This window comes from Onishia taeanensis, assembly GCF_900100755.1.
GTDB classification, from domain to species: Bacteria; Pseudomonadota; Gammaproteobacteria; order Pseudomonadales; family Halomonadaceae; genus Onishia; species Onishia taeanensis.
Genome location: NZ_FNCI01000001.1, coordinates 390751 through 416406 on the forward strand (window position 1 = coordinate 390751; position 25656 = coordinate 416406).

Consider the following 25656-nt stretch of genomic DNA (forward strand, 5'->3'; position numbering starts at 1 on the left):
TTAGTCACCATCGGTGGCGTTGAAGCCTCGGGTGATCCCCAGCGCGATCAGGATCTTGCTTCCTAGCCAATTCAACTGGCTAATCTGGACATAAAGCCCCTGCACCGCAGAGCGGGCTGCCGGCTCTTCCAGCGCGTTGGCGATACCTCCCTCCATGCCGTCAACTTCATCCATCGCTTCGTCGAGCGTGGCCGCGAAGTCATCGTATAGCGCTTGCTGATCTGCCTGCTGCAGCAGTAACCGTAACCCCGGCAGGTAGTCCTCTTGCAGCCCGGATAGGCTGGCGGTGATCAGGGGGATCGATTGCTGGCTGCGCCATGCCTCGGCAAGGTAAGCGTTCGGCGCTCCGCCTGTCATCCCCAGGGGCGCGGCAAGCCGCTTGGCTTCCACGAGTTCCAGGGCTTGCAGGCCGGCTTCCAGAGTGGCCCGGGTATAGCTGTCGGTTTCCCGGTAGTGATCACCGAAGGCTTGCCAGTCGTCATTTAGCTGGCGCGTCGTGGCTTCAAGATGCTGGGTAATCGCTGCTAGCAGGCCACATGCCTGGGGTTCCGTCAGGGCTTCAGGCGCGCCCAGAGCCTCATCGAAGAGCAGATATTCAATGGCCGGAAACCCCTGAATCGCGACGCTGCCATCGGCGATGGACTGCATGCTTGGGGCTGTATCAGCCTTCAGCCAGGCGGAGACCTTGTGGCCCACCAGGTTCTTGCGATCCGGCCAGAACTGCAGTTGCCATGCGCGACTTTGTTGCTCGATGGGGCCGAAGTTGACGAAGCGCACCGCCTGCCATGCCTCATAAGCATAGAGCCACTGGTTCGCCAGGGCTTCGCGTTCTTCCGCTGACGGCGACTGGCAATAGTCGCTGGCCTGCTCGGCGAGTCGCTGCGTATCGCTGGCAAGCGCAGCGTAGCCGTCACCAATGGCCTGGTACCAGATATCACGAGGGGTGGGCGGCTCATCGGTATTCGCTGCCAGTAAGGGCGTGGCCACCGTAAGGGCCAGCAGGCCGGCGAACCACTGATGGCGCATGAAGGCGGTTGAGGTGAGTTTAGGTATCACAGCGACTCCAGAAAGCGAAGTAGGTCTAGGCGGTTGGACTTGGATAGGGCCCTGTAGCCAGCGGCGGCGGGCTCGGCTTCACCCCCGTGCCACAGAATCGCCTCTTCCAGCGTGCGGGCTCGGCCATCATGCAGGAAGCCAGCCTGTGGGTTGACCTGTTGGGCGAGCCCGATGCCCCACAGCGGTGGCGTGCGCCACTCCGTGCCGGTTGCCTCGAATTCCGGACGCCCATCGGCAAGCCCTTCACCCATGTCATGCAGCAGAAGGTCGCTGTAAGGCCAAATCGTCTGGTTGGCGAGCTCTGGCCGTGTGGCATGCGGGCCCGAACGCTGCCGAGGTGTATGGCAGGCGGCGCAGCCCAGTTCATTGAAGGTCTCGGCACCGGCCTTCACCTGCGGGTCGTCCATATGGCGACGCTTGGGCACGGCAAGACTGGCGGCATAGAAGGAGACGAAGTCGGCCACATCGTCGCTCACTTCCAGGCTTCCGCCGTTGGGCATCGACTCGCAATTCTGGCTTGGCCTGCAGTCGGTGTGCGGGAAAAGGCTCGATGTCAGCCCCATGTCATCGGCAAACGCACGCAGGCTCTGTTGTTCGACGGTTGGCTGTCCGGCCTTCCAGCCGAAGCGACCCAGCACCGTCTCATTGCGTTGTGCATCCCAGACCCGATTGATGCGCCCTGAGATTCCATCGCCGTCTCGGTCTTCGGGGTCGGCGCGTTCCGCGATGCGCTCGGCCGGTATGGTGTCGAGAAGCCCCAGGCCGATCATGGGCGGAGCGACACGCGGAGAAGTCAGCAGGTCGTCAGGCAGGGGGCCATAGGCCGGGTCGATGATCCGGTATTCAGGCACCTGTAGCGAGACAACCTCGCCATCATCGAGTGTGACGGCCTTCTCGGTATAGCTGACCTGCATGTCGGCCTCGGCCTTGAAGCCGCTGATGGCCGCTGTTTGCAGTTGGCCACCGTAGTAGGGAAGGGGATTGACCCCCTGGCGCTTAAGCGTTTCTGGATCGGCACCTTGCGATGGCAAGGATAGCCGCAGGAACAGGGACACGGCGCGCTCTTGCCCGCTCGGCGGATGGCCGCGGCCATCCTTGATGTGACACCCCTGACAGCTATTGGTATTGATCAGTGGGCCTAGGCCGTCACGCGCATCGGTACTGGCCGGCGCTTCCACCCAGGGGTTGCGGAAGAAGCTATTGCCGACGCTGAAATCCAGACGCTTCGTCATCGACATATTGCCCAGAGGAAGCGAATAGGCATTGTGGTCAAATTGGGCCACCGAGCCCTCACCACCACTGTCCGGTGTCGTTTGTACCGGGTAGGCGGCCTGTGCCGGCAGTGCCATCAAGCTGATCAGGGCGCTGCCGAGCATGACAGCAGCAGAAGAGGAATGTCGGAACATCGGAAGGCCTTGAAGTGACGAAGTTTTTTAACGGCGAAGGCCGCCACCAGCGAGGCTGGCGGCGGCCATCATTAGGGATTAGCCGTGATCAGAACGAGTGGCCAGCATCGTCCGGCTGCAGGCTGGTGACCCCAAGGCTTCCCGCCGCCTTCTCGATAGAGACCGTCTGGGTGACCAGCGCCAGGATGGCCTCGTTGATCATCTCGGCGCCCTGCTCATTACCGGGAGCGATCATCATGTCGAAGGCCATTGGCGAGTCCTCTGCTTCGGCCGCCTCCTTCAGGTCTGCCAACTCGGCCATGGACGCTTCGAGCTCATGGCGAAGCGTGGCGTCAAGCTCGGGGTCCTGCTGAGCGACCAGGTCCGAGAGGGAAGGGCCCTGGGTGATGCTGCCATCCAGGCTTTCGTAGTGGCCGAGATAGACGTTCTGCACGCCCAGGCCGTTATAGAAGTGCGAGTTGTGGGTGTTGTCGCTGAAGCAGTCGTGCTCGTCTTCGTAGGAGTTAGCCTCCAGTGCGACTTTCATGCGCTCGCCAGCAAGCTCACCCAGTGACAGCGAGCCCATGCCGAACAGGATTCGCCGCAGGCCTTCCTTGGCAGGCTCAGAAAGCAATTCCTGGCGATAGTTGTCCTGCTGATCGGGGGACCACTGCGCGACCATCCACTCTAGGTCGTCTACCAGCAGGTCAGAGGCTGCACCGAGATAGGCCCGCCTGCGATCACAGTGTCCATGGGTGCAGTCATCACCGCTCATGTAGTCGCTGGCCGGCCGCTCACCGTTGCCGCTTTCGAAACCATTGAGATCCTGACCCCAGAGCAGGAATTCCAGTGCGTGATACCCGGTCGCCACATTGGCTTCTGAACCGCCTATCTCGTTCAGGCCGGCCAGCAGTTCCGGCGTGATATCGCTGACGTCGAGCGTTTCTCCACCTACCTGAATAGACGTGTTGGCCACGATGTTGGCGGTTGCACCGCTGTTACCCAGCTCATGCTGGTAATCGTCACTGGCGACGTAATCGATCATGCCTTCATCGAGTGGCCACGCATTGAGCTGGCCTTCCCAGTCATCGACGACCGGGTTGCCGAAGCGGAAGACCTCGCTTTGCTGATAAGGAACACGCGCTTCGATCCAGGCTTCGCGTGCTGCCATCAGGGTCTCGTCCGAGGGTGCCTCTAGAAAGGCCTCGATGCGCTCGTCGAGCTGCTCAGCGGCTGACAGGGCATCGGCATAGGTGGCTTGGGCAACGTCGGCATAGCTGCTGACGACCGACTCTGGGGTAACCGTGTCCTGCGCAGCGAGAGCGCTCATTGGGAGCATCGCGGCGGCCAGGGCGATGGCGTTGGTCAGTGGCAGGCGAGAGGGCAGGGAAGTCATAGGGTTCCTGTCGGGGTTGGCAGTTGGTGACGAATCGGTTTCGTTTCTTAACGTAAGTTAATGCTCAGATTTATGCAAATGGGAATTGGTCGCGCTTCTAAGTGCATTTCATCTGAGGAGCCGAATCGGCCCCCCCGCCCGGCAGGCAGCTTCATCGCGCTCCACTCGGCGCTTCGTGTTCTTGAATGGACCTCGACATGGAGGTGGGGCACTGGGCATGCACGACAGCAGACTGCAGGACTATGAAAGAGTTGGCCCTACAGCACAACTTGGGGAGCTCTGCGGTGGTGGCTCTACTGACAAAGTAATCATCATCCTTTCCCGAACCTACTACCAAAAGCCGATTAGTTCTTGCGCCATCTAGGGTGACAGCCAGGTATGGGCCCGATAGGCTGGGTTAAGTCTCGATGGCGCAAGGATGCTGCCCAATGGTCAACCATTTCCTAGCAAGCCATGTTTCCTCTGCATTTTCTCGTGAATGTGTCCGTGGGGATCACCCATCTGCTTCTGACCCGAAGCCGACATGACGGCAAAGGCAGCAGACGCGTTTATTGGCGTTATATAGCCATGCCAACGAAAGTACACTGAAAAATCAATGGGTTGGTGTGGCATCATAAGAATGTTGAATGCGCGCTCGTTCAAGTCAATAAACGAGCGCGCTGTCTAATACCTGTTAAGCACCTATATGGCGTAGTTATAACTATGAATGAAACCGCTTTCGACTCAATTCAGGAATACTTGGAAATTGTTCGGCGTCTTCCTCATGCATGGAACCTACACCCCAGTGGTGTCTGGTTTCGTGGGGTGAAAGAGTCAGGTTACTCACTAGTTCCCGGATGTGTCTGGAAAAAAATAGATCTTGATTTAGAAGAGTCATGCGTTGGTGAATTTCTGATTTATTACCGCTCTTTTTATTCAGAAGCGATTAAAGATCCGTTGGAGCTTTATGCGCTGATGCAGCACTATGGTTTGCCGACGAGATTGTTGGATTGGACAACCTCTCCATTGATTGCTCTCTACTTTGCTATGGAAAAAGAGTCAGAAACATCGAATGCTGTATGGGCTATGTCTCCTACCGATCTCAACAAAATTACAACTGGCTTTGAAAGCAATATTGTGCCAAAGACCAATCTGGATCATTGCCCAACGAAATCCTGGCTCCCTGGCATGCTGCGCGAGGGGCTCACTAGCGAAGTTCCGGCGAACCCTTTTGCTTTTAAGCACCCTCTAGTTAATCCAAGGATTTCTGCCCAGAAAGGTTGCTTCACATTTCATGGGAAGGAACTGAAAGGCATTGAAGAATATTTTGGTAGTGCAACAAGTGAATGCATTACGAAGCTCGTGCTTAAAAGTCCTTCCAAAAGAGCCGAAATCCTTGAGCAACTTTACTCGCTTGGGTTTAAGGAAGACGATATCTATCGCGACTTGAATGCGCTCACGAGGAGAATCGTCCGTGAACAGGCATTGCTTATCAATGCTTAACAAGGGGCTGTTGTCGGACGCTTGCTCCGTCGCTTCACTCCTCCACAACCGCCGCAAAGCCCGGCGTTAGGTCTCTATCATGCATATTCTCATTACTGGCGCGGCAGGCTCTGGAACAAGCACACTCGGTAAGGCTGTCGCCAAGGAGATGAATGCCTCTTTTTTGGAAGCTGATGACTTCTATTGGTTAGAAACCAATCCGCCGTTCACGCAGAAAAGACCTGTAGAGGAAAGGCGTAGACTAATGATGTCGAGCTTGGAAAGCTGTCCGAACGCAGTTGTCTCTGGGTCTGTGATGCAATGGGGAGAGCAGGTTGAGAATGCTTTTGATGTGATTATCTTTCTTTATGTGGAAACCCATATCCGCTTGAAGAGGTTACGGGAAAGAGAGGTCTATCTTTTCGGCGCTGCAGATCCCGATTTCCTGGAGTGGGCAGCACAGTATGATCAAGGTGCTGTACCAGGAAGAAGTCTCGCTAGGCACCGGTCATGGCTAGAACAGCGGCCATGTCCCGTCATAAAGCTAGAGGGGGCTATGTCAGTATCTGATCAATTAGAAGCTTTAAGGTGTAAAGGGCTGACTAATCACTTCAGTTGACCGTCCATGGCGCTTCTGAGCTTCGGCGTTATCTGCTCTGGCTGAACATCTGCTCATGGCCGTGTGCTGCCGATGCTCTGGACAAATACAAATACCCACTCTTGGGGTGGCTTACTGTGCCGCTTGGCGAGAGTTACGCCGGGCGCCACACAACATCACGCCGCGCCGACCTCCCGGCGGGGCGTTTTGCTTTGACGCAGGCGAGACGGACGGCAAGTCGCTGGAATCATCACCCAGAGATACCGTGTTCGGCTCTTGGGCCTGCTACCACTTCAACGGTTGGGGGCGGTGCATTTGTTTGGGGCGTGGGAGGTGGATGTCACGTCATGACCAAACCTTGCCAAGCCATACACAGCATTCGTCACTGCGCTTGATGATGATCAGGCAGTGAGATAGATGATGTTCAGGAAAAACAGATGGTTACGAGGAGGGCAGGGCAAGCCGGACAGGATGATGCGGACTTTTGGAGCGGGTGAAGGGAATCGAACCCTCGTCTTAAGCTTGGGAAGCTTCTGCTCTACCATTGAGCTACACCCGCGAGCCGATTTGTATAGTAAACTCAATCCCTTGTGCGTTGCAAGCCGCAAAAAACTGTCTAATTTTTTTAGCCATTTTCCCCGTTTAAGTGCTTGTTTTGCGGTTTTCCGGGTAGTTTCCGTTAGACAGTTTTTGGGATCATTTCACAGGCCGTATGGCGCGTTTTTTGCGGCGGTAGTGCTGGCGCGTTGTGCTCGGGCTGGTGTGGTCGAGAAGCTCTTGTGCGCGGCGTTCATCTTCTGCATCTGAGCCAACCTTTGCTCGCAGGTCGTGCCGGGTGAAACCTTCCTCGAGGTCAGACAACTCGATGGCGCGCGTCATGCTTCGGCGCCAGCTCTTGTCCCATGGTTTGCTCTCGCCGCGCTCGTTGACGTAGCACTCGCCCTTGCTGTTTGGCAGCAGATAGAGCGACCGAGTCGGCTTGCAAGCGCGTGCTTCCTCGATGGCAGCTTGCAGGGCGTCGGTCATTTCGAAAACAACCGGCCGCTTGTTCTTTGTAACGTCGACCATCAGCGTGGTCTCGCTGACGTGCGCTTCCATGATGCGCAGGCAATCTGACTTGCGAATGCCGGTGAGCATGACGATGGCGGCGAACGCTCGCTGCTGGCGCGTTGCAACGGTTTGCCAGGCGGCAAGCTCCCAGTCTTCGACGTAACGATCGCGCGCTTTGGCCAGACCATCGCGCTTCCCGAAATACTTCACTGTGCCCTTTAGCGGGTTGCGCTCTATCACACCCCAGCGCACCGCAGCGTTCATCACCTGGTTGATCACCTTTAGATCGGTGTTCGCCACCTGCATGCCTTTCTTTTTCGTCAGTGCATCCATGTAACGGTACATCAGCTTGGGGGAGATGCTGCCGGCAGGGTTGTGACCAAGGCCTTTACGCAGCCGGCGCAGTGCGACCTTATAGCCATTCTGGGTGCTGATCCCTCTTGTGGGGAGCACCTCGGTTTCGTAGCGATCGATCAAGCTTGCGAGCTTCTCGGTCAGCTGTAGATCCTGAATTTCGGCGAATGCCCGCAGTGCCTCGCTGTAGGTTTTGCCCAGCCGGTACCAGGTCTTGCCATCGAACATCTCTCGTTCGTGCAAGCGAGGCAGGTAATAGTAGGCCCCGTGCTTGTACTGCCAACGCTTCGGCATGTCCTTCATGAGTCAAGGAACCCCATATCGATGCTAGCTTCTTCATTATGGGCATCGTTTGCCGCATCCCCTCCGAGCGCCTCAATCGCTGCCTGGCGCAGTACCACTGGCCACCCATCTGCTTTGACCCGATAGGGAATGCCTAGTGCATCCAGGTGCTGGCGCTGACTAGCGCGTCTGGCGCAGCCGGTCAGCTCTTTCAGTTCCACCCTTGAAAGTACCAGTCCCATATCAGTCTCCTGTATGCCTGCGCCCACCGTGGCCACGGCCCGGGCCCGCTCGCCATTGTTGTTCCTGTTCCCCAATAGCCTCGTTCTGCTGGCGCTTCAGTAGTGCCTGGACTGCTGGGTTGGCATCCAGGGTGGCCAGCCTTTGCAGTTCTGTTCGCTGGCGCTGAATGATCCGCATGGCCACGTCTGCCAGCTGCCAGCGGTCCTCTGGCGTTCCGCCGTCCATCCGTACTTTCCCGAGCCCGTAGCAGCCGCCGCAGGGGTTGGCCTTGTTGCCCTTGATGGCGTCACGGCCGCTGCCAAGGCAGAGGGCGCAGTCGTCCAGGGCGATTTCTTTCCAATGTTGGCGCCAGTCGTCCTTGGTGGTAGCACTCGATACTTCTTTGTCGAGATCGAGGTACACCACCAGGACCTGGCCCTCGAGTGGGCCAGACCCCGGCGTCTCCGCCTGCACGACGAATCGACCGCCTTCGGTTTTGTGAGTGTGTGAGGCCCTGGTCACTCGGCTCGCTCCCTGTCTTTTGTACGGTCGTGTTCGATGGCTTTTGTGCGATCAGACGTACGCCAGTCTGGCCACTCCCGCTGCTCGTTCTTGCTCAATTTGGCATCTAGCCCGGCGACAACTTCCGCGGCGGTGTGACCGGAACGCCAAGCGCCATCTAACGCAAGCAGAACGACGTCGATCCACTCCTCGAGGTCGTTGGGAGCATCCTCTATTTCGCGCAACTCTTTGCGGATGTGGTCGATGACGCCTTGCTGGCGTTCACCTGGCCCGAATGTGCGGGTCGAGAAAGCGATTTGGCGGTGCATGTGAGCAACCATGTCTAGATGATTGCCGCGGGCGAAGCGCTCGGCCACCAGCTCTCTGATCGGCTTGACGCCATGCCAGTCGCCTGGCTCTCCACTGGCCCCGGTGACTAGCTGATAGATTTCATGCACGGTGGAACGCTGTGTGCGGGCTTCCTGTGCGTGCGTCTTGGCCTCTAGGCGGACAGCTTCAAGCTTCTCCGCCAGTGCGTCGTACTTGTCTCGCCGCACGTACTCAACCGCTTCGTCCTGATCCATGCCGTATGCCGGTGCCGGATCGTCACACCAGACATAGCGAAGCCGTCCTTCATCGCGGTCGGGTATCAAGTAGATACGCTCTACCGCTTCTTGTTTGAGTTCGTCCATTTCAGTCATGCCGCCTCCTTATGCTTCAGTTGCTGGCGCCGACGCATGCGAGCGGCCACGGCTGATCGGCGTGCGGCACCGTTGGCCCTGGCGCGCTCGCGGATCCAGTGGGGCATGCCGGCCACGCGGCGATAGACAGACTGGGACGAGACCGGTTTTCCGATGGCGGTGAGGTGTGCGGCCACCTGGGCGATGGTCATCAGCTGCGCCTCGAGGCAGTCGACGACGGCTTGGTCTATGTCATCCCAGTCGATCCGCCGCCAGCCCTGACGATCATGTCGCATGAGCCCGATGCGTTGGGCTGCGCCTTGAACTTCGATGATCCCACGACCCAGATCGGCAGCTATGTCGGCATACCGCCAGCCAGCTTTGACCAGTTCATCGAGGCGGTCGTACTCTTCGCGGGACCATTTCCGGTGCTTGCGTGTCATGCCGCCACCTCCTCTTCCTTGTACTCCAGAAGTTGGCATAGTTCGGCAACGATGCCGGCAATCGCCTGCGTCTCTTCGTGAGCCTGCATGCGCCACTGGTGCGCATGATCGTCATCATCTTCGTCGCTATCGATTGGCTCCCGCTTGATGCACTTGAGGCGGAACTCGCTGGTCAGGCGAAAGTGGGTGCGATCGAAGATCATGCCCAAGTCCTCGACCCGGTACCCGGCGCGCAGCTGATCGAGCAGCTCTTGGTTGCCGGTGATGTCGACGCCTGCATAGGTAACTTTCTCGACCTCTTCGAAGCGGCGCACCAGCAGGGCGTGGTCATCAACATCGAGTTGGCCGAAGGCTTGGTCGTCTTCTCCCTCGATTAGCTTCTGGAGTCGACTGGTTATGCCATGCTTGATGTCGCTGATATGAATCGTCTGTGTCTTGACGCTTCCAGCAGCAGAGATCAGGGAATTCACTAGCGCGTCAGCTTTCGACTTTCCGCCGGTATTGACGATCAGTAGCTGATGCTCCTGGTGGTAGAACGCCCATGTGTAGGAGGTGCTTACCAGCGCTTGCTCGCACAGGGCGAAGAAGATTTCTTCCTTAATGGCCTGCCGAGTCTTGCGCGGCACCTTAGTGCCTTGCGCTTCCTCGATATTGGTGACTTCCTTGTCGGTTTCCGCCTGCAGCACCTTCGGCGGGATGACCTTCTCGTCAGTGCGAAGGCAAATGGCAAAGCCGCCTGGGAAATCTGTCACCAAGTCGCCTGTCACCTCGTTCATCACGAAGCAGTGACGCTTGTACTCCGTATCGCTTAATTCTCGATAGGCGAGCTCTGCGAAGTGCTGGCGCAGGCTCTCAATGCTAGGAAGCTCTGCTTTGAAAACGATGGCATTACTGATCATGTCTTACTCCCTATCCGGCGTTGCCGATCAGTGCGTGTTGTCTTGTTCGTTCAGCCGATAACAGGCGATGCCGTCGCCGAGCAGGTCGCTACCTGCCGGCTTGAGCAGGCCCTTGCCTGCCAGGGACTCGACCGTGCGGTAGTGAACGGGTGTGCCGTCGAAGAGCCGCCCCCCCCATGCATCAGATGGGCGACTTGTCCGGTCTGGCGCATGGTGTCGATCAAGCGTTGCTGTGGTTTCGTCAGTTGCATGTCGAGTCCTCGTGTCTTCCAAGACACTGGTTAGGCTGCCGACCGCGCTGGCGGTAGCTTTCCAGGTGTAATGGGGGTTGCGCGGCCACCTGCTGCAGGTCGAGAGGCACGATCCGGCTTAGGCTGTCTTCCATGCCTTGATCGGGCCGGAATCGCCCCAGCTCCTCCCATGTGAACTTGCCGGCCTCGACGGGATCGGGCGTGTAGCCACAGGCGCCGGGGCGGTGGTAGGCGCTATGCCCCTTATGCCAGATGAGATAAAGCGGTTCGTCAGCGGGAAACAGGACTCCCTTGAGGGTCTCAGCCCGCAGGAAGTCCATAGCCTTCACGGCTTTGGCCAGCTCGATCTCGAGGCGCTGGCGGCGAAGTCCCTCGTTACGCTTGCGGCGAAGTTCGCCTGGGTTGTCGACGTATAGGGCGAAGCTGGCTTCGTTGCTGACTCCGTACTTGCCTGTAACCACCCACCACATGTTGTTGATGTTGTAGTAGGCAAAGCCGGTGCTCATTCGGCCTTTCCTGTCAGCGAAGTAGACGCGCTGTCCGTGCTCGATCAGCTTTCCGTCGGCAGATTTTCTGTTGCAGTCACTGATCGTGTAGTTGCTGATGTCGCCCTTGAAATGCCAGCTAGTACGCCAGCACCCTTCGACCCATTCCATTGCGGTCAGCGCACTCGTACCGCACTTCGCGTTGCGACCATCACGCGGCTCGTCGTTGAATTCGTAACCGGCGAAGATGTTGCATAGATAGGCGCGAAGCCGCCGCCGTGTGCGCTCCATCTCAAGCCACAGCAGATAGGGCATCCGCTTCTCTTTGCCGAAGTCGTAGCGACCGCCATTAGGGTTATCTCCGTTAGCTACGTCTTGCCACATCGCGAACTCGATGTGGCGGCCGCTTAAGCCAAGAAACCCCTGTAGGTCCCCCTTGCGACAGTAGCGATGGTTCTCAGCGAAGGAGCGGCTGTACTGCTTGATCATTTCCGCCGGCACCTCGGTGCGCCATCCCATGCGGCGCAGCTGCTGTGCCATGCGCAGGAAAACGTCTTTCTTGAACTGGTGCTCCCACTCATAGAGCGCTGGGCCTTCCGGCTCTTCCCATACGTGAAGGCTAGCGTCGTGTAAACTGACGACTCCCTCGCGATTGATCTGTGGCATATATCGCTCCTTGGCCCGTGGGCCAGTGTGGGTGTCAGGAGGCGTCCGCAGCTTCCGGCGCCGGGGCCATTAGCGCTTCAGCCAGGGGTGTGGTCGGTTTCACCGCCAGCATCACGATCTCGGCATCTTCGTTGCTCCAGCGGCCCAGCTCTGCAAAGCCTTCCGGTGGGGCGAATGGCAGCACGTCGATGTAGGCCTCGATGTCAGCCAGGTAGCGCTCGCTCTCTTCCGGCTGCTCGTCTGGATCTGGCTCATAGACGACGTCGAGATACACCTCGAAACCCATCGGTTCGAAGATGTCCTTCACGGGACGCTCCTCAAGCAGCGGATGGTTCGTCAGTTGGTCGATCAGTCGCATGTCGATCTCCTTTTTCTCTTCCAAGCCACTGGCCAATCCACTGAACGCATGTATGCGTTGAATGGGCTGGCCACTGCCCTGGTCGGGTAAAAAGCCCCGCCCGCAGGCGGGGAATGCAGGGAATTCGAGGCTGGCGCCCGGGGCATGTCGGGGTGGACCCCGTCACCAGCTGCTGGCGTTTTGCTCGTGTTCTACCTGGCACAGGCCAGCGATACCGGTAGCGAGCCCCACCATTCCCGCCGTGGGGTGGGCGGCGTCTATTCAGTTGGCGGCGAGCCCGATGCCGGCGGTCACCGTGATGCTGGCGCCCTCAGTAGGCGGGCAGCGGTGTGCCTTGCCGTCGTAGTCCGGATGCCCGAAGCGTTCACTGGCTGGCACGCCCTGGTTGGCTTCGCTCTGCCATTGCGCCACTCCCTGGCAGTAGTCCCGCCACATTGCGGATTCGAGCTGGCGCTGGTCGTCGGGTAGGGCGGCGAGTAGTAACCCAAGAATGGTGCCGCTCAGAATCGCGGGACCGATCAGTCGAGTGTTCATGCCGGCTTTCCCCCTTCGAGCAGGTTGGAGAGCGCATTAACGGCCTCGCCGAGCTGGCGCAGAGAAGCTAGCCGTTGTTCTGGAGAGCTGGCGGCGCCAGGCAGTGCAATTGCTTGGCGAACACCCCATCCCTCGGTCCAGCATTCGTTAGGCTTCTTGGTGTCTACGCTCAGCTCATGGCCTCCGTGGGTATGGATGCTGGCGCGGTACTGGACGATGGCCTGATGGTTGCCCTGCATGTTCAGCGCCATGGCTTGCAAATGGATGCGACTGATCAGCAACTGCAGATCATCGCTAAGGCGGTGATGTTTGAGGATTTGAAGCTCGGTTTTCATGCCATCACCTCGGCTTCACGACGCTGTATCCGCACGATGCGCACCGGCTGGCGCACACGCTGTGCCGGCTGCTGGGGAGCCATCGCGCTGACGATCAGCGCCAGCAGCAGCGGCGCAATCCAGCCACGGCGAATGCCTTTGACTATGGCGTCAGCGGCCCGGCTAGCGCTTAGCCGGTAGTAGAGGGTTTCGGCGGTGCTCTTCACGGTGGCCGGGCTGATGCCACGCTCCCGGGCGATTTCCTTCTGGGTCATCCCGCTGGCCAGGCCGGCCAGCACCATGGCCTGTTTGGCGGTGGGCCAGTCCGATCCCCGCTTGCCGATGCGGCAGCGGAAGCCGGCGAAATCGATGGTCTGCGGTGGCGGTGTGTGTTCCATGAGAGGCTGCCCATCCGTGTTGCGATCCGATGGGGTAGAGTAAAGCAATGCTTTCTTTACTAGTCAAGCGTGGCTTTATTGTTTGAGTGTGCAGGCACAAAAAACCCGCCTCGAGGGCGGGTTAGGTAGTGATGGTAGAGGGCCGACCTCAGGCGGTGTGGGGGGAGATGCCCGAGTACTTGTCGCTGCGCCGTGCCTCTTCCAGGTCATAGGCGTTCTGCAGGCGTAGCCAGTAGCCATCGCTGGCACCGAAGTAGCGTGACAACCTCAGTTTGGTGTCGGCGCTTATAGCGCGCGCTCCACGGGTGATTTCGCCGATCTCCGTGGCCAGGACATTCTTGGTCAGCCCCATGGGCTCGATGAATTCCTCGAACAGGATCTCGCCAGGGTGGATGTTGGGAAGCTGTTCGGTCATGACTTCCTCCCCAGTGGTAGTCGACGATCTCGACGTCTAGGGCGCTGCCTTCTTCGAAGCGGAAGCGCAGCCGCCATTGGTCATTGGGGCGGATGCTGTGCCGGCCGGCACGATTGCCCTGCAGCGCCTCGAGGCGCTGCAGGGGGGGGCGCAGGTCATCCAGGGATGCGGCGGCCTCGAGCTGACGCAGTTTCTTCAAGGCATTGCGCTGAATGTCGCCGGGCAGCTTGCGCGTCACTCGCCCTCGGGCGATGGCACGCGGAGTGCTTGTCCTTGAAGCTCTTGATCATCCGGTGCTCGCCCTCTAACGCTATGCGTTATATGACTCATAGCGTTATGTCGGCCACAAAAAACCCGCCTTGAGGGCGGGGTTTGCCTTGCGCTATTCAGCGGCTACGGCTTGGCTTGATCGGCCTGGATGATATTAAGAGGCAAGCCGTAGTGAACCTCGCCATCAGCGTTGACTTTTACTCGAATGGCCTTGGGTTCACTGATCTCCAGCGGAGAGAAAACAAAGTTGGCTTGTATCACGCCTGGATGGTCGTTAGTGGCGTTGCCATTTGTGGGCATTTCCTCAGGAGAAAAGGTAGCGTTTGCTATCGTATCATCACCTAGAAATACCTCTATACCAATCTCTTTGGGTGGTTGGTCTTTGTCATGCACGCAAAAGACAGTTGCGCAAATCTTGGATAGCGTTGAGGGGATTTTCGTGACGTGCATGCTTCCAGTGTAAGTGCCAACGTAGGTGAGCTTATTGCCCACTTCTTGCCGGATGTCGTCACTATAGAGCGTAAAAATACTGTGGATCATCAGTTAGATCCCTCAAAAATATGGCGCTGGCGGGTCAGCATTTCATCCATGGTGTTCATGTCGACTTGAAGCGCTTTGCATAGCTTTTTCATGGTTTCCCAGGCGACGTTCTCCGAGCCTCGCTCAATTCTAGCGACATGAGACTGACTGCTACCCAGCAAGTCAGCCAATTTAGCCTGTGACCAGCCAAGGCGCAGGCGAACAGTGCGAATGGTGTCACCCTCGTCGCCTTGTAGCTTGCCGGCGAGTTTAGCTCTAGCACGTGCAAGCGCAGCTTTTTTACGAGGATTGCTCTCAGACTTGGCAACGACATCTTCAATGGCCGTATAACCCGCTGGAGCAGAGATAGACGGATACCTGTGCTTTTCGAAGCTGATGATCTTCCCAGGAGCGCTGGACGTGGTCGCAGCGTTCGACTGATCAAAGGTCTTCGTAGGCGGCCAAGATGCGTTGTGATAGCGGATGGTTGGGGTCATAGTCAAACTCCCTAGGGGCGATGCCCAAGACGTAGTACCGAGACTCTGTAGGAATATAGGCGTAGATCACTCGCCAACGCTTTCTCTCATCTTCGAGCTCCCACACTTTGAGCCTCCATAGATCCTTGCCTTGGCGCCATAGCTGGACCCACTTATTGACGTGGAATGAGGCCCCATCCCCTCGCTTGCCAAAGTCGTGCTCAAGCATGGCTTCAAGCAGGGCCTCGTTACCTCGTATCTCCTCGAGGGTGGCCACGATGAGTGCTGCTGCATCCTCATCTGACTCCCAGAGCTCATCCAAGTCTTGTTGAGCGTCATGATGTACGAAAAGATGCAGCATCATATCTACCTAGGTATACACCGTCAATTTAGGCCGTCTATAGGTCTGTGTAAATCTGTCTATCTATACAGATCTCAGACTCTATGGCTGTCACATGATGCCAAGTCTAATCACAGCCGCGTCTTGGCCTCCACGGCCACGCCAAGGATTCGGCAGTTGCCATTGATGGGGATCAGCGGGTAGGCCGGATTCAGGGCGCGTAGGTAGCGCCTACCGCCGTCCTCGATCAGCTGCTTGAACGTCGCCTCGTTGCTGTCGTCCAGCTGGGCGGCCACCAGCTTTCCCGGCACGGCTTCAATGCCGGTGTCGAATAGCACCAGTGTGCCCTCTGGGATGCTGGGGCGGCTGCTTGCAGGCGCCGTCATCGAGTCGCCCTGCACCTCGAGCCAGAAGGCACGGCCCTGGGCACGATAGTCGGTGGCTTCCTCTTGGGGTTCGGCGCCGGGCTCATAGGGGGTCACGCATTCCGTCCAGGCGCCGGCCTGAACGCGGCTGATCACTGGATAACGGTAGTAGCGGATAGGCTGCGGAGCTTCTTGGGCATTGAGGGCCCCGCGAACGGTATCGCCGCGGTTGGCATCCCCTACACGCGGGCCGCTTGGCGCTACCTCGTCTACCTTTGGTGATTGGTAGAACCAATCCAGGCTCAGGCCTGAAAGCCTTGCCAAGACCGCCAGATTAGCTGACGACACCTTGCCAGAACGCGCCCATTGGCCCACCGCCTGGGGGGATACGCCGGCTTCCTCGCCAATCCTCGCCTGGGTGCACCCGTTCTCTTTGGCGAGCCTGATCGCCTCCTTCACGCGCGCCTTGAAAACCTCAATGTCTTTCACGGCGTTCGCCTCTGTTAAGCACTGCTTTAATTATCGCAGGGGTAGGCAGTGTCTAGAAAGCAAGCTATGCTTTCGCATAAATAAAGCCATGCTTTAGGTTTGCGACATGATTGAGAAAGCGATCGACCACTTCCATGGGTCTCGCTCTGCACTTTGCAAAGCCATCGGAATGACCCCGCAGTTCTTGTCTCAAGTCTGTACCGGCAAGCGGCCTCTTCCGCCGCGTTATGCCGTTCTCATTGAAGAGGTCACAGGGGGAGAAGTGACGGCGTCTGATCTTCTGCCTGATGTCTTTTCCCCTCGCTCTACCCCAAAGCTTATCCCCGATCGGGTTCCCGCAACGACCACCTGAACGGGGTGGATAGTCATACAGGTATTTATCAGGGGGAGGGGCGCGAGATGCCGGAAGTCACCGCCAAGCAGGATGCCGCCGATCAGCGTCGACATGAGCTCATTATCGAGTCAGCGCGACTGGCGCTTCAGATAGAGGATGCCGAGAACCGTGGCAATGCTGTCGCTGAAGCACGCCGTCGGATGACCTATCACACCGGTCAGGCAGAACTGACCGGATTGACCAAGGGCGGGTCGCTTGCTGCCCAGGAGAATCATCTGGTGCTGGCGCGAACGTATCAACGCGAACTGTATCGGCTTGGAGGAGAAGAGTGATGAATCAGGGTATTTCAACGCTGGAGCATTGGCAGGTAGAGCCTGAGCTTGGGGGGGGGATTGGTCAACTTCAGCGCGTGTGCTGCGAAGCCGCTGAGCTAAGGAGGAAGGATAACGAAGCTCAGGCTCATGAGACGGAGCTGCTGGCGGAAATTAGCGAATGCCGCCAGCAGCTAGGCATTCCTCATTCGTCGATTAGGCGCCCTGGCGAAGATGGGGCTGGATCATTGGATACAAGCCGTTATCTGACAGATCGAAGCGGCAGGCCTCCGCAGCCTGCTCAGGAAGAGTGAAGCCATGGAGTTCCCGATGCAGAACATGTGCCAGCGTCTGGTTATCCAACTCCCGCGCCTCAAGCGGCATCAGGCGCATCTTTTCCATGGCAATCAGCCGCGCGCCTTCCAGTCCTTCAAGTGGAGCCCATTCTGTGCCCAGTTCAAGCCTAACGCTCTCCGAGTAGCAGAGAAGCAAGTAGTCCCGGAAAGCTTCCTTGAGGGCTGTTTGGAGATGCTTCGTTCGCCTCGAGCTTCCAGTGAAGGCCTCATGAAAGTCGGCAGCCTCGTCACGGAGGTTTTTCCAAGTTTTTTGATAAGGAAGTCGATTGTCTTCGTTGTAGGTCACGGTGCTGCTCCATTGAGTTTTGTGGCAATTCCTAATGTAGCGGGTGAAACCGTGGCCATCTATCTCGTTGGAGGTGTCCATGTCAGTTGAAGCCACCACCTGGGCCCTCCACCAGCAGGCCGTCACGGATCCCGGTGCCCGGGCGGTGCTGTTCGGCCTGGCCAACCATGCCAACCACGAAGGTCGGCATGCCTTTCCGAGCGTGGAGCTGCTGCGCCGCTATACCGGTCTGGGGCGTCGCACGGTGATCGCCAAGCTCAAGCTGCTCCAAGAGGAGGGGGTGATCCGCAAGGGCAATCAGCGAGTAGCCGCGGCGATCATCGACCGCGCCGACCGTCGCCCCACGGTATACGACCTGGCCTTGGGCATGGGGCTCGAGGGTGTCGCCCCGATCGGTGACGAGCAGGAGCCGGATATGCAGACCAAGCCGGGTGCAATTATTGCACCCCGTGGGAATGGCTCACGGGATGCAGATAGTGCACCCCGTGAAGGTAGCGGGGTGCAGGATTCTGCCAACGGGGTGCAAATGACGACGCCACGGGGTGCAGGAGCTGCACCCGAACCGTCCTTAACCAACCCCTACTCTCTCTCTGTTGAGGGTGGCGAGCCTAGCGAGCATCCGATTTTCGAGCAGGCTGTTGGCCGTGGCGACGACGGCCAGCCCTTGGCTAGTGATCACCGCTTCGCCATGACCCTTGATTGGCAGCCCGAGCCCGAGGCATTCGCCATGGCCTGCCAGCGCGCCGCCCTGGCGACTGATACCGAGTACACCCCGGCGCAACTCGCCAAGTTCACCGCTCACCACGCCGATTCTCCAGGCCGTTGTCATGGTCAGGCAGCCTGGGTCGCCAAGTTCGTCGACTGGATTCGAAACGATAATCGCCGCACCAAGGCGGCAAGCGCCACCACAGGAGACCGCCATGCAAACCGCACAGGACATGCTGGCCAGCCCCACGCCCAGCTCAGCGCCGGTGAGGCTCGTCGCAGGGCTCAACAACAGCGCCAAGGCCAAGCGGCAGGAGCGCCAGCAGGGTCGGTCTACGACGGGGACTATGCCCCCGGTCACTGAGGACACCATCGACTGGCTGTTCGATGCCCTGTGCCAGTTGCATGGCGCACTCTGGCGCCGCCGTGCCAGCGAGGCCGGCTGGGGCGACACCATCGACGGACAGTTCGTCCCTTTCGATGCCACCGGCGAGTGGCTGCGGGCGCTGCAGCACCTGAGCGTGGTGCATGTTCGGTGTGGCCTTGAGACGCTCAACGAGAGCGCCGCCGAAGCGGTAGCTAAGGGCGTGACCGCCTGGCCACCGGAGAGCGCGATGCTGTTCGCCAAGGCCTGTCGCCTGCGGCCTGAGCCGCTGGGTCTGCCGAGCCTCGAGGACGCCTGGCGCAACCTGCAGGACCACGTCTTTGCCGGTCAGCCGTACTTGCATGAGGGCGTTGAGGCCGCTGCCCAGCACACGGACCTGCACAACCTGCGCCGCGCCAGCTATTGGGAGCTCGCCGAGCATCGTCGAGCCTTCGCCCACTACTACGCCAGCGGGAATGCCCAGTGCGTAGTTGAGCGGGCAGCGCGGGGCGAGAGCCTGCGCCCCCGCGCCGCCATCGGACACGACAGCCAACTGAGCCCAGCCGATCGTGCGGCCCGTGCTGGCGCCGAGAGAGCTGCGCAGCAGGCCGAGGCCGCCGGCATGCCGCATGCCATGAATGCACACCAGGGCCTCGCTGCTCTGAAAGCCGCAACGGGGAGGGCGTGATCATGACTGCAGTGATGCAACCGACAGGCCGCGAAGTGTCCTGCGAGGGCTATGACGACGTGAGCCGCTCAGGCCGCGCCAGCCGTCAGCAGGAGGCCGTACTCAATGACGTGGCCACCCATGGGCCATCGACCCGGCACGCGATCGCTGAGCGTGTGGATCTGCCGGTCTCGACCATCTGTGGCCGCTGCAAAGAGCTGCTCGATGCTGGGGAACTGGAGGTGGTCGGCACAGTGGGCAAGCCGGCTCGGCAGGTGCTGGGCGCAAGGGCGGGTAGGGCGGAACTAACCGAGATCCACAAAGGAGGTGCTCATGTCTGATACCCGGCTCCCTGGAGGGCTACAAGCTCGTCGTGCGGCGATGCTGTGCCAGAACGAGAGGTTCTGCCTGTATCTGGATGCCAAGCGCAGGGCCGCGTATGACCTGACTTATGACGAGCTACCCGACGGCACGCATACCGAGACCGACGCGGCGGACGCTATCAGGAAGGCATGTGGAGTATCTAGCCGAGCCGAGATCGATCATAACGACCGCGCCCGGGCGATGCTTGATCGAATCGCCGCTGACTATCAGCGCTGGGAGCGCCAGCAATTGCAGTGGAGGAGCGCATGAGCGAGAACAAGCACCCCGCCGAGACGGAGGAGCTGGCGCTTACTGAGGATGGCGGATTCTGCGAGTGGTTGGATCTTGTCGCACCCAACCAGGTGGCCGGCGGGTGGCCGCATAACGCGACTACCGCAACACGATGGTTATGCCAGGAGTGTGGCGTCGAGTCGCTCGCGGATCTTTCGACCAGCGCAACAGGCTGGCGCGAGTTTCGTGACATCGTGCGCCGGTACCGGCTCTGGGCGGATCAGATGGAGCTTGAGCTATGACGATGATCGAGAAGCATGACGCCAACACCGGCGGGCGTGACTTCCTGGTCGGCGACATCCATGGCCAGTACGACCTGCTCATGGCAGCCATGGCCCGCGTGGAGTTCGACAAGACTCGGGATCGGCTATTCAGCGTGGGCGATCTGATCGATCGAGGCGCGCAGTCCTTCGACTGCCTGTCCCTCCCGTTCGAGCCCTGGTTCTTCGGAGTCCGCGGCAACCACGAGATGCTGGCGCATGATGCGCTGATCGGAGATGGCGCCCCGGGGGACGATTGGCTCAAGCATGAGCTATGGATGAACAACGGCGGCATCTGGGCACTGAGCGAGAACCTCAAGGAAGTGAAGGTGATCTTGGGGGAGGCGCTGCGCTACCTACCTTATGCCCGGGAACTGCGCGTGGCCGGCAAGCGTATCGGCATCGTGCACGCCGAGCCGCCCGGTGACTGGCAGCTGCTCGAGCTAGAGGACCACCCGGCCGGGCGTGAGCGCCTGGTGTGGGGGCGGTCTCGGATCAAGGAGGGAGACGCAACACCAGTCGCGAGCATCGATGCCGTGGTAGTGGGGCACACCATCGTTGGCGCCACGACCACTCTGGGCAATGTCCACTACATCGACACGGGGGCTTTCGTGACCGGCAACCTGACATTGATCGATGCGCGCGAGGTGTTGGGATGAGCTGGCGCCAACCAACACGCCGGGCCGTGCCGGCCCGAAAGCCTCGAGTCAATAAAAGCGGTTCACCGCGCAAGAAGCCTGTCGATTGGGAAGGCCAGGAGCAGGCCGCGCTGATGCTGTGGCTGCAGGGTGAGTTGCACCGGCAGACGGCCGTTGCACCGGCACATGAGCATACCTATGCGGTACCCAATGGCGGCAGCCGCCACGGCAAGGAGGCTGCAAAACTCAAGGCGCAGGGCGTGCGTTCAGGTGTCAGTGACCTGGTGATTGCGGTACCGAGAGGCGGGCATCACGGGCTCTACCTGGAGCTCAAGGCGACACCCCCGCGCGATGCGGGCCTGGCTGAGTCGCAACGGGAGTGGCTGGCGCGGATGGAAGAGGCCGGTTATTGCGCAGTGCTGGCGCTGGGGCTGGATCAGGCCAAGGCGGCAATTCGGGAATACATGAGCATGCCGGCCACCCAGGTGATGGGGGACCGGGAAGAAATCACACACGGCAGCGATTGGAGACGTTGAGCATGGGAATGGCAGCACTGGAACTGATCGCACGAGGGGGCAACGTGGACTATCAGCGTCTCAGCATTGGAGATCTGCGCAAGATCGCACGTCAGGAGCATCCAGAACACACTGACGAGGCGGCGCGGGTGTTTGTCGAGCGGATCGTCGACATGGAGGTGGAGCGGCGCACACAGCATGATGATCGCCTGCAGGGCTATGGCAACGTTAGCCCTACGGCGCTGCTGGGTGAGCTGCCTGGAGGTAGCGGCAAGGCCCGTGAGCCATTGGCGGCAATGTATGACCGCGGTATCAAGACGCATCGCAGCCATGAGGAAGCCAAGCGCTTCATCCAGGCGGCATGCCTGCCCGATAGACAACTGCTGGCGTTGCTCATCCAGGCCCGTAAGTTAGATCGGCGTGTAAAAGGGCAGTGGGGTAAGAGCTACGATCAGATTGCCGCTAATACTGGCCCCTATGCACAGCAACTCGGGTGGCCGCCAGGGATGGCATCAGGGCTGTACCGAAAGGGGCAGGCAATCAAGGACGCGGCGAAAGCAGCTCGGGCTGCGTTGATCTTTCAGTCCAGGCATTGGTAATCGGGCTCTCTTGATTGGCCCATTGTGTTTAAAGTGTGCGACTCTAAATATCTTCCTTGCAATTTTTTGGCAGATTTGCAAAGCCGCCAGCTTTGGCGGCGTTGTAATTTTTTGGACATGTTATGGTTGTGTGGTGCTTTAGTCCAGTAGTGAGTCAAAAAGGTCGTCAAGGCCTTGGTCTTTATTTTTTCTATCATGCCTGGTTTCTTTCCAAGCTTCATACATGTGGTCCTCGTATGCCATTTCATGTTCTTCTATCTCGGATATTTTCTCAGTAATGCTCTGGAATTCAGGGGAAAAGTCGAATCCTGATTTGTCGGCTATTGTGGATAGCGATGCCTTTAGAGTTTCGTAGTCAGACGTTGAGTTGCAGTCTTTAAGTTCATCGTAAAAGAATTCGTCGCGGTATGTGTCTATTAGGTTTTCAATTTCATCATGGAGTTCGTTGCTTTCTTTCTCAAAGGGAGTTGTTTCAAGTAGATTCTCAATCTCATTAGATGAGCAGACTTTCATGGCTTCTTCTATTATGGCTTTAGAAATTTTTGATTGAAGCTCTTCTTTTTTATTGGCGAATGTTAGTGTGCTGTTTGAAACTGTATTAAGTAATACGATGCCGCCATCAACATCGAAAGAGTTAGATGTCAACTCATCGATAGTAGCATCGATTTTTGATCTTGCTAATTCACAGATCACACCGGATTGAAGTCGTTCTGCGGTTTCGATGATGGTGGTAATTATTCTTTCTATGTTGCTGTAGAATATTAAGCCGCCGTAATTAGGCGAGGGTTTTTTTCTGTCATTAAAAAGTCTTTCAAGAGAATTTGCAACTTTTGATTCGTTGGTTGATAGTTGTCTCAGTATATTTTCGTTTTCTGGGTTAAGTGAAAATTTTATAATTTTGTTTGCTTGTTTAAAATCAATGGCTCCCTCGATCATATCGACTGCATTTAGTGTGTCTTGACGGATGACTGAGTTTAGCATGTCAAGAACAGACGGATCGATAACTTTGATTTTTTCTCCAGGGTGTATAAACGATCCATTGAGTTCGTGGAGGGCTCGTCGCCAATTTGAGGGTTCAGTAGAAAACCCATAGCGTTGAGCACGAAGGTAGTGAAGCTTGTTGAATGCTTGCTCTAAGTTAGTCGGATCGCAGGTTCCACTATAGGTATATAGTGAAAGCAAAACACTCCGCCCTGCATCGCTAATTTGTTGCTCGTAGGCATGCCTCCATATCTCTGCAGGGTCTGCAAGCAAGTTGCGGACGAAATCTTGATAGTTCTGAGGGTCTATTGACTTTATGCGTTGAAATGTTGACAGCCATTCAATAAGTCTTGGGTTGAATTTGTTGTGTGTTACAATTTCCTTATAAAATTTATTAGCTAGTAGTGCTGAGCGGTATCCTTTAGGAAGTTGACTGAAGTATATGTGGTTGTAGAGTATTTCTGCCCGCTGCTTCAGGCTGTAAGCGCCAATTTCCAACACGAATCGACTATCAATAATATTTGAATGTTTTAGTTTTTCAGAGGTGGCAATAGCCTGGCGGAGTATGTGTTCGCGTGTAGTCATGACTAATCGCGCACTGGGTGAGGATTGAACCATATCAATAAAATCTAGAATTGCACGATCTTCATTTCTAGTAAATTCTGTGGCGCGCTCGCCAAGGAATGTTGCACCCATGAAGTCATCAAAATAAAATATTTGTTTTTTATCTCTTTGATAGCGTTCTCGGCCAGTTTGGAAGTCATTCATTATCGAAATGATTTCGTAGCCACGCTCAAGGTGTGCATACAGCAGCATTTTAGCGAGAGATGTTTTCCCAACTCCGGGAACTCCGGAAATTATTACAACTCTTTCAGAGTCGAGCATATGAAGAGCTTTAGGGTAGGCATTGCTCATCACATATCGCTGGATGTCTCGATGAATTCGGTAAATTTCAAATTCACTTTGTGTAATAGAGTTGTTGTGAATTACTCGATCAAGTACTGCTCTGCTTGCGAGCCAGAGTTTGTAATACTTTCTTTCTATTGATGGGTATTTCCCGAGTAAATTGTTTAAGTCATCAGCTCCAATTATGTCACCACTTTTTATTTTTGAGCCAAAAATATCCTGTATTTTTGATTTATTGGCTGGAGTTAGACCTACGGAAGTCGTTAATATGTAGCGATTGATGTTTATTCTTGTCTGTTCTATTTTTTCTGCTTCTTTTATAAGGCTGCTTATTAAGCCGGAAAATCCAGTTCCAGCATAATGCTTGCACTGAACTATAATGTCACCATCTGCATGAGAATGCCGAAAGTCTATCCCTTGGTCACGACCGGTCTTAAAAGACTCAAGTTCTATGTTGTCACGCTCTTGGATTAAGTCTCTAGACAAGTTTTCGAAGTCATTTGGAGAAAGCTGTTTGAAGTCGTAGTGAGGCATCTCTAAGCCTATGCGGGTTTTTAAGTGTAGTTTATTTTTTCATCTTAACAGATCCATCAGCCTGTTGGGATGTAGGAAAACGCTGAGCTTTCTGCCTACAACTTATGTCTTAACATTTCGCGCTATACAGATTTTCTGATGGCTTCGTAAGGAGAGCTGGACATCAGAGATGTATCACAGCCATGAGGGAGCCCGGCCCCTCATTCAGGCGGCTGCTGGTGCTGCTCATCCAGGCCCGAGAGCTAGGCCGGCGTGTAAAAGGGGAACGGGGTAGAAGCTACGACCAGATTGCCGCCAATACTGTTCCCTATGCACAGCAGTTGGGGGGCCGCCGGGGATGGCATCAGGGCTGTGGCGAAAGTGGCAGGCGATCAAGGACGCGGCAAAAGCAGCTCGGGCCTCGCCGGTTCTACTGGCAAAGCTATAATTCCTCCCATCCCGAATCTACTACCAAAAGCTCAAGAGTTCTTGCGTCAGTCGGGGGTGACAGCCTGGAAAGAGGCCTATAGGCTGGACTGAGTCCCGGTGGAGCAAGGATGCTGCCAAAGTGAACAATTTTATTGTGGCTGATAGCGTTTTCTTACATTTCTGTGGAAATTTTTCGACAGGTAAATCGCCATATTTTAATAATTTCGCGCAATATATTGAGTTTATATGATGAGTTACGTGACCCCAGAGATAAGTAAAAAATCTTTTAATTGCCCACTGTGTGGCGTACATGCGCATATGTTGTGGTATCAATTTTCAAGGCAGCAAAGCGCAAGGCCTTATACTGAAGCTAAGTGTTCTCACTGTGATGAATCTTCATTATGGCGAATAGATGAAACGCAGGAGACCGTGTATGGTGAGATTATTCCGTTGCGTGGAACTATGTTGTTTCCTGATACTGGCGTTGCCCCGCTTCCTGATAAAGATATGCCAGACGATGTGAAATCAGAGTATCAAGAGGCAGCAAGGATTTCAGGGAAATCACCTCGAGGAGCTGCAGCTTTACTGCGGCTGGGGTTACAGAAATTATGTAGGCACCTTGGAAAAGATGGGAAGAACATAAATTCTGACATTCGATCTCTTTCTGAAGATAATATTCTTCCTCCGATGGTTATTAAAGTTGCTGACACGGTGAGGATTACTGGAAATAATGCGGTGCACCCAGGTGAGATGTCAGAAGAAGACTTTGATCATGTTTCTTTAAGTCTTTTTGATTTGCTTAACTTTATAGTAAGGAAGGCTATTACTGAACCCAGAGAGCTGGAATCTATATATCAGAGAATTCCAGAAAACCCCAGGGCTGCAGCAGAAAAGGAAGATGCAAAGCGTAGAGGGGAGTGATAAGAAATAC

The 25656-nt window shown here is 56.8% G+C and carries 34 protein-coding genes, 1 tRNA gene and 1 pseudogene; 13 read left to right on the forward strand and 23 right to left on the reverse strand.

The genetic code is table 11. The features are described from left to right. The 3 genes from BLR71_RS01770 to BLR71_RS01780 form a co-directional block, all read right to left on the reverse strand. On the reverse strand, positions 1-1056 hold the full coding sequence (locus BLR71_RS01770) for an imelysin family protein (RefSeq protein ID WP_245696308.1): 1056 nt from the start codon (positions 1054-1056) through the stop codon (positions 1-3). Continuing rightward, on the reverse strand, positions 1053-2462 hold the full coding sequence (locus BLR71_RS01775; protein WP_175491597.1) for a di-heme oxidoreductase family protein: 1410 nt from the start codon (positions 2460-2462) through the stop codon (positions 1053-1055). The genes BLR71_RS01770 and BLR71_RS01775 overlap by 4 nt, the downstream gene beginning before the upstream one ends. A gap of 88 nt (positions 2463-2550) precedes the next feature. Beyond that, the gene (locus BLR71_RS01780; protein WP_092522472.1) at positions 2551-3837 is read right to left on the reverse strand and encodes an imelysin family protein; all 1287 of its coding nucleotides are present in this window, start codon (positions 3835-3837) and stop codon (positions 2551-2553) included. A 702-nt stretch (positions 3838-4539) separates the two neighbouring features. Here BLR71_RS01780 and BLR71_RS01785 point away from each other — a divergent pair. Both BLR71_RS01785 and BLR71_RS01790 read left to right on the forward strand, forming a co-directional pair. Then, entirely contained in the window at positions 4540-5319 is a 780-nt protein-coding gene (locus tag BLR71_RS01785; RefSeq protein ID WP_092522474.1) for an FRG domain-containing protein, read from the forward strand. Between the two features lie 79 nt (positions 5320-5398). Next, positions 5399-5917, forward strand: coding sequence for an AAA family ATPase (locus tag BLR71_RS01790; RefSeq protein ID WP_092522476.1), 519 nt, complete (start codon positions 5399-5401; stop codon positions 5915-5917). Between the two features lie 464 nt (positions 5918-6381). Here BLR71_RS01790 and BLR71_RS01795 read toward each other — a convergent pair. From BLR71_RS01795 to BLR71_RS01880, 18 genes and pseudogenes are all read right to left on the reverse strand, one after another. Further along, positions 6382-6455, reverse strand: a tRNA-Gly gene (locus BLR71_RS01795). Positions 6456-6592: 137 nt separating this feature from the next. Beyond that, the gene (locus BLR71_RS01800) at positions 6593-7603 is read right to left on the reverse strand and encodes a tyrosine-type recombinase/integrase (RefSeq protein ID WP_092522478.1); all 1011 of its coding nucleotides are present in this window, start codon (positions 7601-7603) and stop codon (positions 6593-6595) included. Then, complete coding sequence (locus tag BLR71_RS01805) at positions 7600-7824, reverse strand: DUF4224 domain-containing protein (protein WP_092522480.1); 225 nt, start codon at positions 7822-7824, stop codon at positions 7600-7602. The genes BLR71_RS01800 and BLR71_RS01805 overlap by 4 nt, the downstream gene beginning before the upstream one ends. Before the next feature lies 1 nt (position 7825). Next, the gene (locus BLR71_RS01810) at positions 7826-8326 is read right to left on the reverse strand and encodes a hypothetical protein (RefSeq protein WP_092522482.1); all 501 of its coding nucleotides are present in this window, start codon (positions 8324-8326) and stop codon (positions 7826-7828) included. Further along, complete coding sequence (locus BLR71_RS17735) at positions 8323-9006, reverse strand: dATP/dGTP pyrophosphohydrolase domain-containing protein (RefSeq protein WP_217629299.1); 684 nt, start codon at positions 9004-9006, stop codon at positions 8323-8325. The genes BLR71_RS01810 and BLR71_RS17735 overlap by 4 nt, the downstream gene beginning before the upstream one ends. Next, on the reverse strand, positions 9003-9428 hold the full coding sequence (locus BLR71_RS01820; RefSeq protein WP_092522484.1) for a hypothetical protein: 426 nt from the start codon (positions 9426-9428) through the stop codon (positions 9003-9005). Before BLR71_RS01820 ends, BLR71_RS17735 begins: the two co-directional genes overlap by 4 nt. Continuing rightward, a complete protein-coding gene (rdgC, locus tag BLR71_RS01825; protein ID WP_092522486.1) occupies positions 9425-10327 on the reverse strand; it encodes a recombination-associated protein RdgC in 903 nt (300 codons plus the stop codon). The genes BLR71_RS01820 and rdgC overlap by 4 nt, the downstream gene beginning before the upstream one ends. Before the next feature lie 241 nt (positions 10328-10568). Beyond that, positions 10569-11729 (reverse strand): hypothetical protein, encoded by a 1161-nt coding sequence (locus tag BLR71_RS01830; protein ID WP_092522488.1) that lies wholly within the window; start codon positions 11727-11729, stop codon positions 10569-10571. 34 nt (positions 11730-11763) lie between these two features. Further along, positions 11764-12087: a hypothetical protein gene (locus BLR71_RS01835; RefSeq protein ID WP_092522490.1), complete on the reverse strand. Its 324-nt coding sequence runs from the start codon at positions 12085-12087 to the stop codon at positions 11764-11766. Positions 12088-12348: 261 nt separating this feature from the next. Beyond that, complete coding sequence (locus BLR71_RS01840; RefSeq protein WP_092522492.1) at positions 12349-12621, reverse strand: hypothetical protein; 273 nt, start codon at positions 12619-12621, stop codon at positions 12349-12351. Continuing rightward, complete coding sequence (locus BLR71_RS01845) at positions 12618-12956, reverse strand: hypothetical protein (protein ID WP_092522494.1); 339 nt, start codon at positions 12954-12956, stop codon at positions 12618-12620. The genes BLR71_RS01840 and BLR71_RS01845 overlap by 4 nt, the downstream gene beginning before the upstream one ends. Continuing rightward, positions 12953-13333 carry a response regulator transcription factor gene (locus BLR71_RS01850; protein ID WP_092522496.1) on the reverse strand — a complete coding sequence of 127 codons (381 nt, stop codon included), beginning with the start codon at positions 13331-13333 and terminating at the stop codon, positions 12953-12955. Before BLR71_RS01850 ends, BLR71_RS01845 begins: the two co-directional genes overlap by 4 nt. Before the next feature lie 148 nt (positions 13334-13481). Next, positions 13482-13748 (reverse strand): HigA family addiction module antitoxin, encoded by a 267-nt coding sequence (locus tag BLR71_RS17740; RefSeq protein WP_092522498.1) that lies wholly within the window; start codon positions 13746-13748, stop codon positions 13482-13484. 73 nt (positions 13749-13821) lie between these two features. Next, positions 13822-13986: pseudogene (locus BLR71_RS17745) on the reverse strand (type II toxin-antitoxin system RelE/ParE family toxin); the annotation flags it as partial. Between the two features lie 155 nt (positions 13987-14141). Then, positions 14142-14558, reverse strand: a complete 417-nt coding sequence (locus BLR71_RS01865; RefSeq protein WP_092522500.1) for a hypothetical protein — start codon at positions 14556-14558, stop codon at positions 14142-14144. Next, positions 14558-15034 carry a helix-turn-helix domain-containing protein gene (locus BLR71_RS01870; protein WP_092522502.1) on the reverse strand — a complete coding sequence of 159 codons (477 nt, stop codon included), beginning with the start codon at positions 15032-15034 and terminating at the stop codon, positions 14558-14560. Before BLR71_RS01870 ends, BLR71_RS01865 begins: the two co-directional genes overlap by 1 nt. Then, entirely contained in the window at positions 14979-15374 is a 396-nt protein-coding gene (locus BLR71_RS17600) for a hypothetical protein (RefSeq protein ID WP_092522504.1), read from the reverse strand. Before BLR71_RS17600 ends, BLR71_RS01870 begins: the two co-directional genes overlap by 56 nt. A 110-nt stretch (positions 15375-15484) precedes the next feature. Continuing rightward, the gene (locus tag BLR71_RS01880) at positions 15485-16207 is read right to left on the reverse strand and encodes a LexA family protein (protein ID WP_245696309.1); all 723 of its coding nucleotides are present in this window, start codon (positions 16205-16207) and stop codon (positions 15485-15487) included. A gap of 106 nt (positions 16208-16313) precedes the next feature. Here BLR71_RS01880 and BLR71_RS18060 point away from each other — a divergent pair, with 106 nt between their 5' ends. Both BLR71_RS18060 and BLR71_RS01890 read left to right on the forward strand, forming a co-directional pair. Beyond that, positions 16314-16559 (forward strand): transcriptional regulator, encoded by a 246-nt coding sequence (locus tag BLR71_RS18060; RefSeq protein WP_092522506.1) that lies wholly within the window; start codon positions 16314-16316, stop codon positions 16557-16559. 47 nt (positions 16560-16606) lie between these two features. Beyond that, positions 16607-16873, forward strand: a complete 267-nt coding sequence (locus BLR71_RS01890; RefSeq protein ID WP_092522508.1) for a hypothetical protein — start codon at positions 16607-16609, stop codon at positions 16871-16873. A 195-nt stretch (positions 16874-17068) separates the two neighbouring features. Here the strand turns inward: BLR71_RS01890 and BLR71_RS01895 are convergent, their stop codons facing one another. Beyond that, a complete protein-coding gene (locus tag BLR71_RS01895; protein WP_092522510.1) occupies positions 17069-17575 on the reverse strand; it encodes a hypothetical protein in 507 nt (168 codons plus the stop codon). On the opposite strand from BLR71_RS01895, the gene BLR71_RS01900 reads away from it, so the two are divergent. From BLR71_RS01900 to BLR71_RS01935, 8 genes are read left to right on the forward strand one after another with little or no spacing between them, the layout of a single operon-like run. Continuing rightward, entirely contained in the window at positions 17574-18563 is a 990-nt protein-coding gene (locus BLR71_RS01900) for a DnaT-like ssDNA-binding domain-containing protein (RefSeq protein WP_092522512.1), read from the forward strand. The two genes, BLR71_RS01895 and BLR71_RS01900, sit on opposite strands and share 2 nt — an antisense overlap. Then, complete coding sequence (locus BLR71_RS01905) at positions 18547-19251, forward strand: hypothetical protein (RefSeq protein WP_092522514.1); 705 nt, start codon at positions 18547-18549, stop codon at positions 19249-19251. Before BLR71_RS01900 ends, BLR71_RS01905 begins: the two co-directional genes overlap by 17 nt. Before the next feature lie 2 nt (positions 19252-19253). Continuing rightward, the gene (locus tag BLR71_RS01910; RefSeq protein WP_092522516.1) at positions 19254-19571 is read left to right on the forward strand and encodes a helix-turn-helix domain-containing protein; all 318 of its coding nucleotides are present in this window, start codon (positions 19254-19256) and stop codon (positions 19569-19571) included. Continuing rightward, positions 19564-19863, forward strand: a complete 300-nt coding sequence (locus BLR71_RS01915) for a hypothetical protein (protein ID WP_092522518.1) — start codon at positions 19564-19566, stop codon at positions 19861-19863. Before BLR71_RS01910 ends, BLR71_RS01915 begins: the two co-directional genes overlap by 8 nt. Continuing rightward, entirely contained in the window at positions 19860-20126 is a 267-nt protein-coding gene (locus BLR71_RS01920; protein WP_092522520.1) for a hypothetical protein, read from the forward strand. Before BLR71_RS01915 ends, BLR71_RS01920 begins: the two co-directional genes overlap by 4 nt. Continuing rightward, a complete protein-coding gene (locus BLR71_RS01925; RefSeq protein ID WP_245696310.1) occupies positions 20123-20803 on the forward strand; it encodes a metallophosphoesterase in 681 nt (226 codons plus the stop codon). The genes BLR71_RS01920 and BLR71_RS01925 overlap by 4 nt, the downstream gene beginning before the upstream one ends. After that, positions 20800-21318, forward strand: a complete 519-nt coding sequence (locus tag BLR71_RS01930) for a VRR-NUC domain-containing protein (protein WP_092522522.1) — start codon at positions 20800-20802, stop codon at positions 21316-21318. The genes BLR71_RS01925 and BLR71_RS01930 overlap by 4 nt, the downstream gene beginning before the upstream one ends. Positions 21319-21326: 8 nt before the next feature. Next, complete coding sequence (locus BLR71_RS01935) at positions 21327-21896, forward strand: hypothetical protein (protein WP_139172520.1); 570 nt, start codon at positions 21327-21329, stop codon at positions 21894-21896. A gap of 138 nt (positions 21897-22034) precedes the next feature. Here the strand turns inward: BLR71_RS01935 and BLR71_RS01940 are convergent, their stop codons facing one another. After that, the gene (locus tag BLR71_RS01940; protein ID WP_092522526.1) at positions 22035-24317 is read right to left on the reverse strand and encodes an nSTAND3 domain-containing NTPase; all 2283 of its coding nucleotides are present in this window, start codon (positions 24315-24317) and stop codon (positions 22035-22037) included. Between the two features lie 657 nt (positions 24318-24974). Between BLR71_RS01940 and BLR71_RS01945 the strand changes: the two genes are divergently transcribed. Then, positions 24975-25646 carry a DUF4145 domain-containing protein gene (locus BLR71_RS01945; RefSeq protein WP_092522825.1) on the forward strand — a complete coding sequence of 224 codons (672 nt, stop codon included), beginning with the start codon at positions 24975-24977 and terminating at the stop codon, positions 25644-25646. Positions 25647-25656 lie beyond the last annotated feature (10 nt).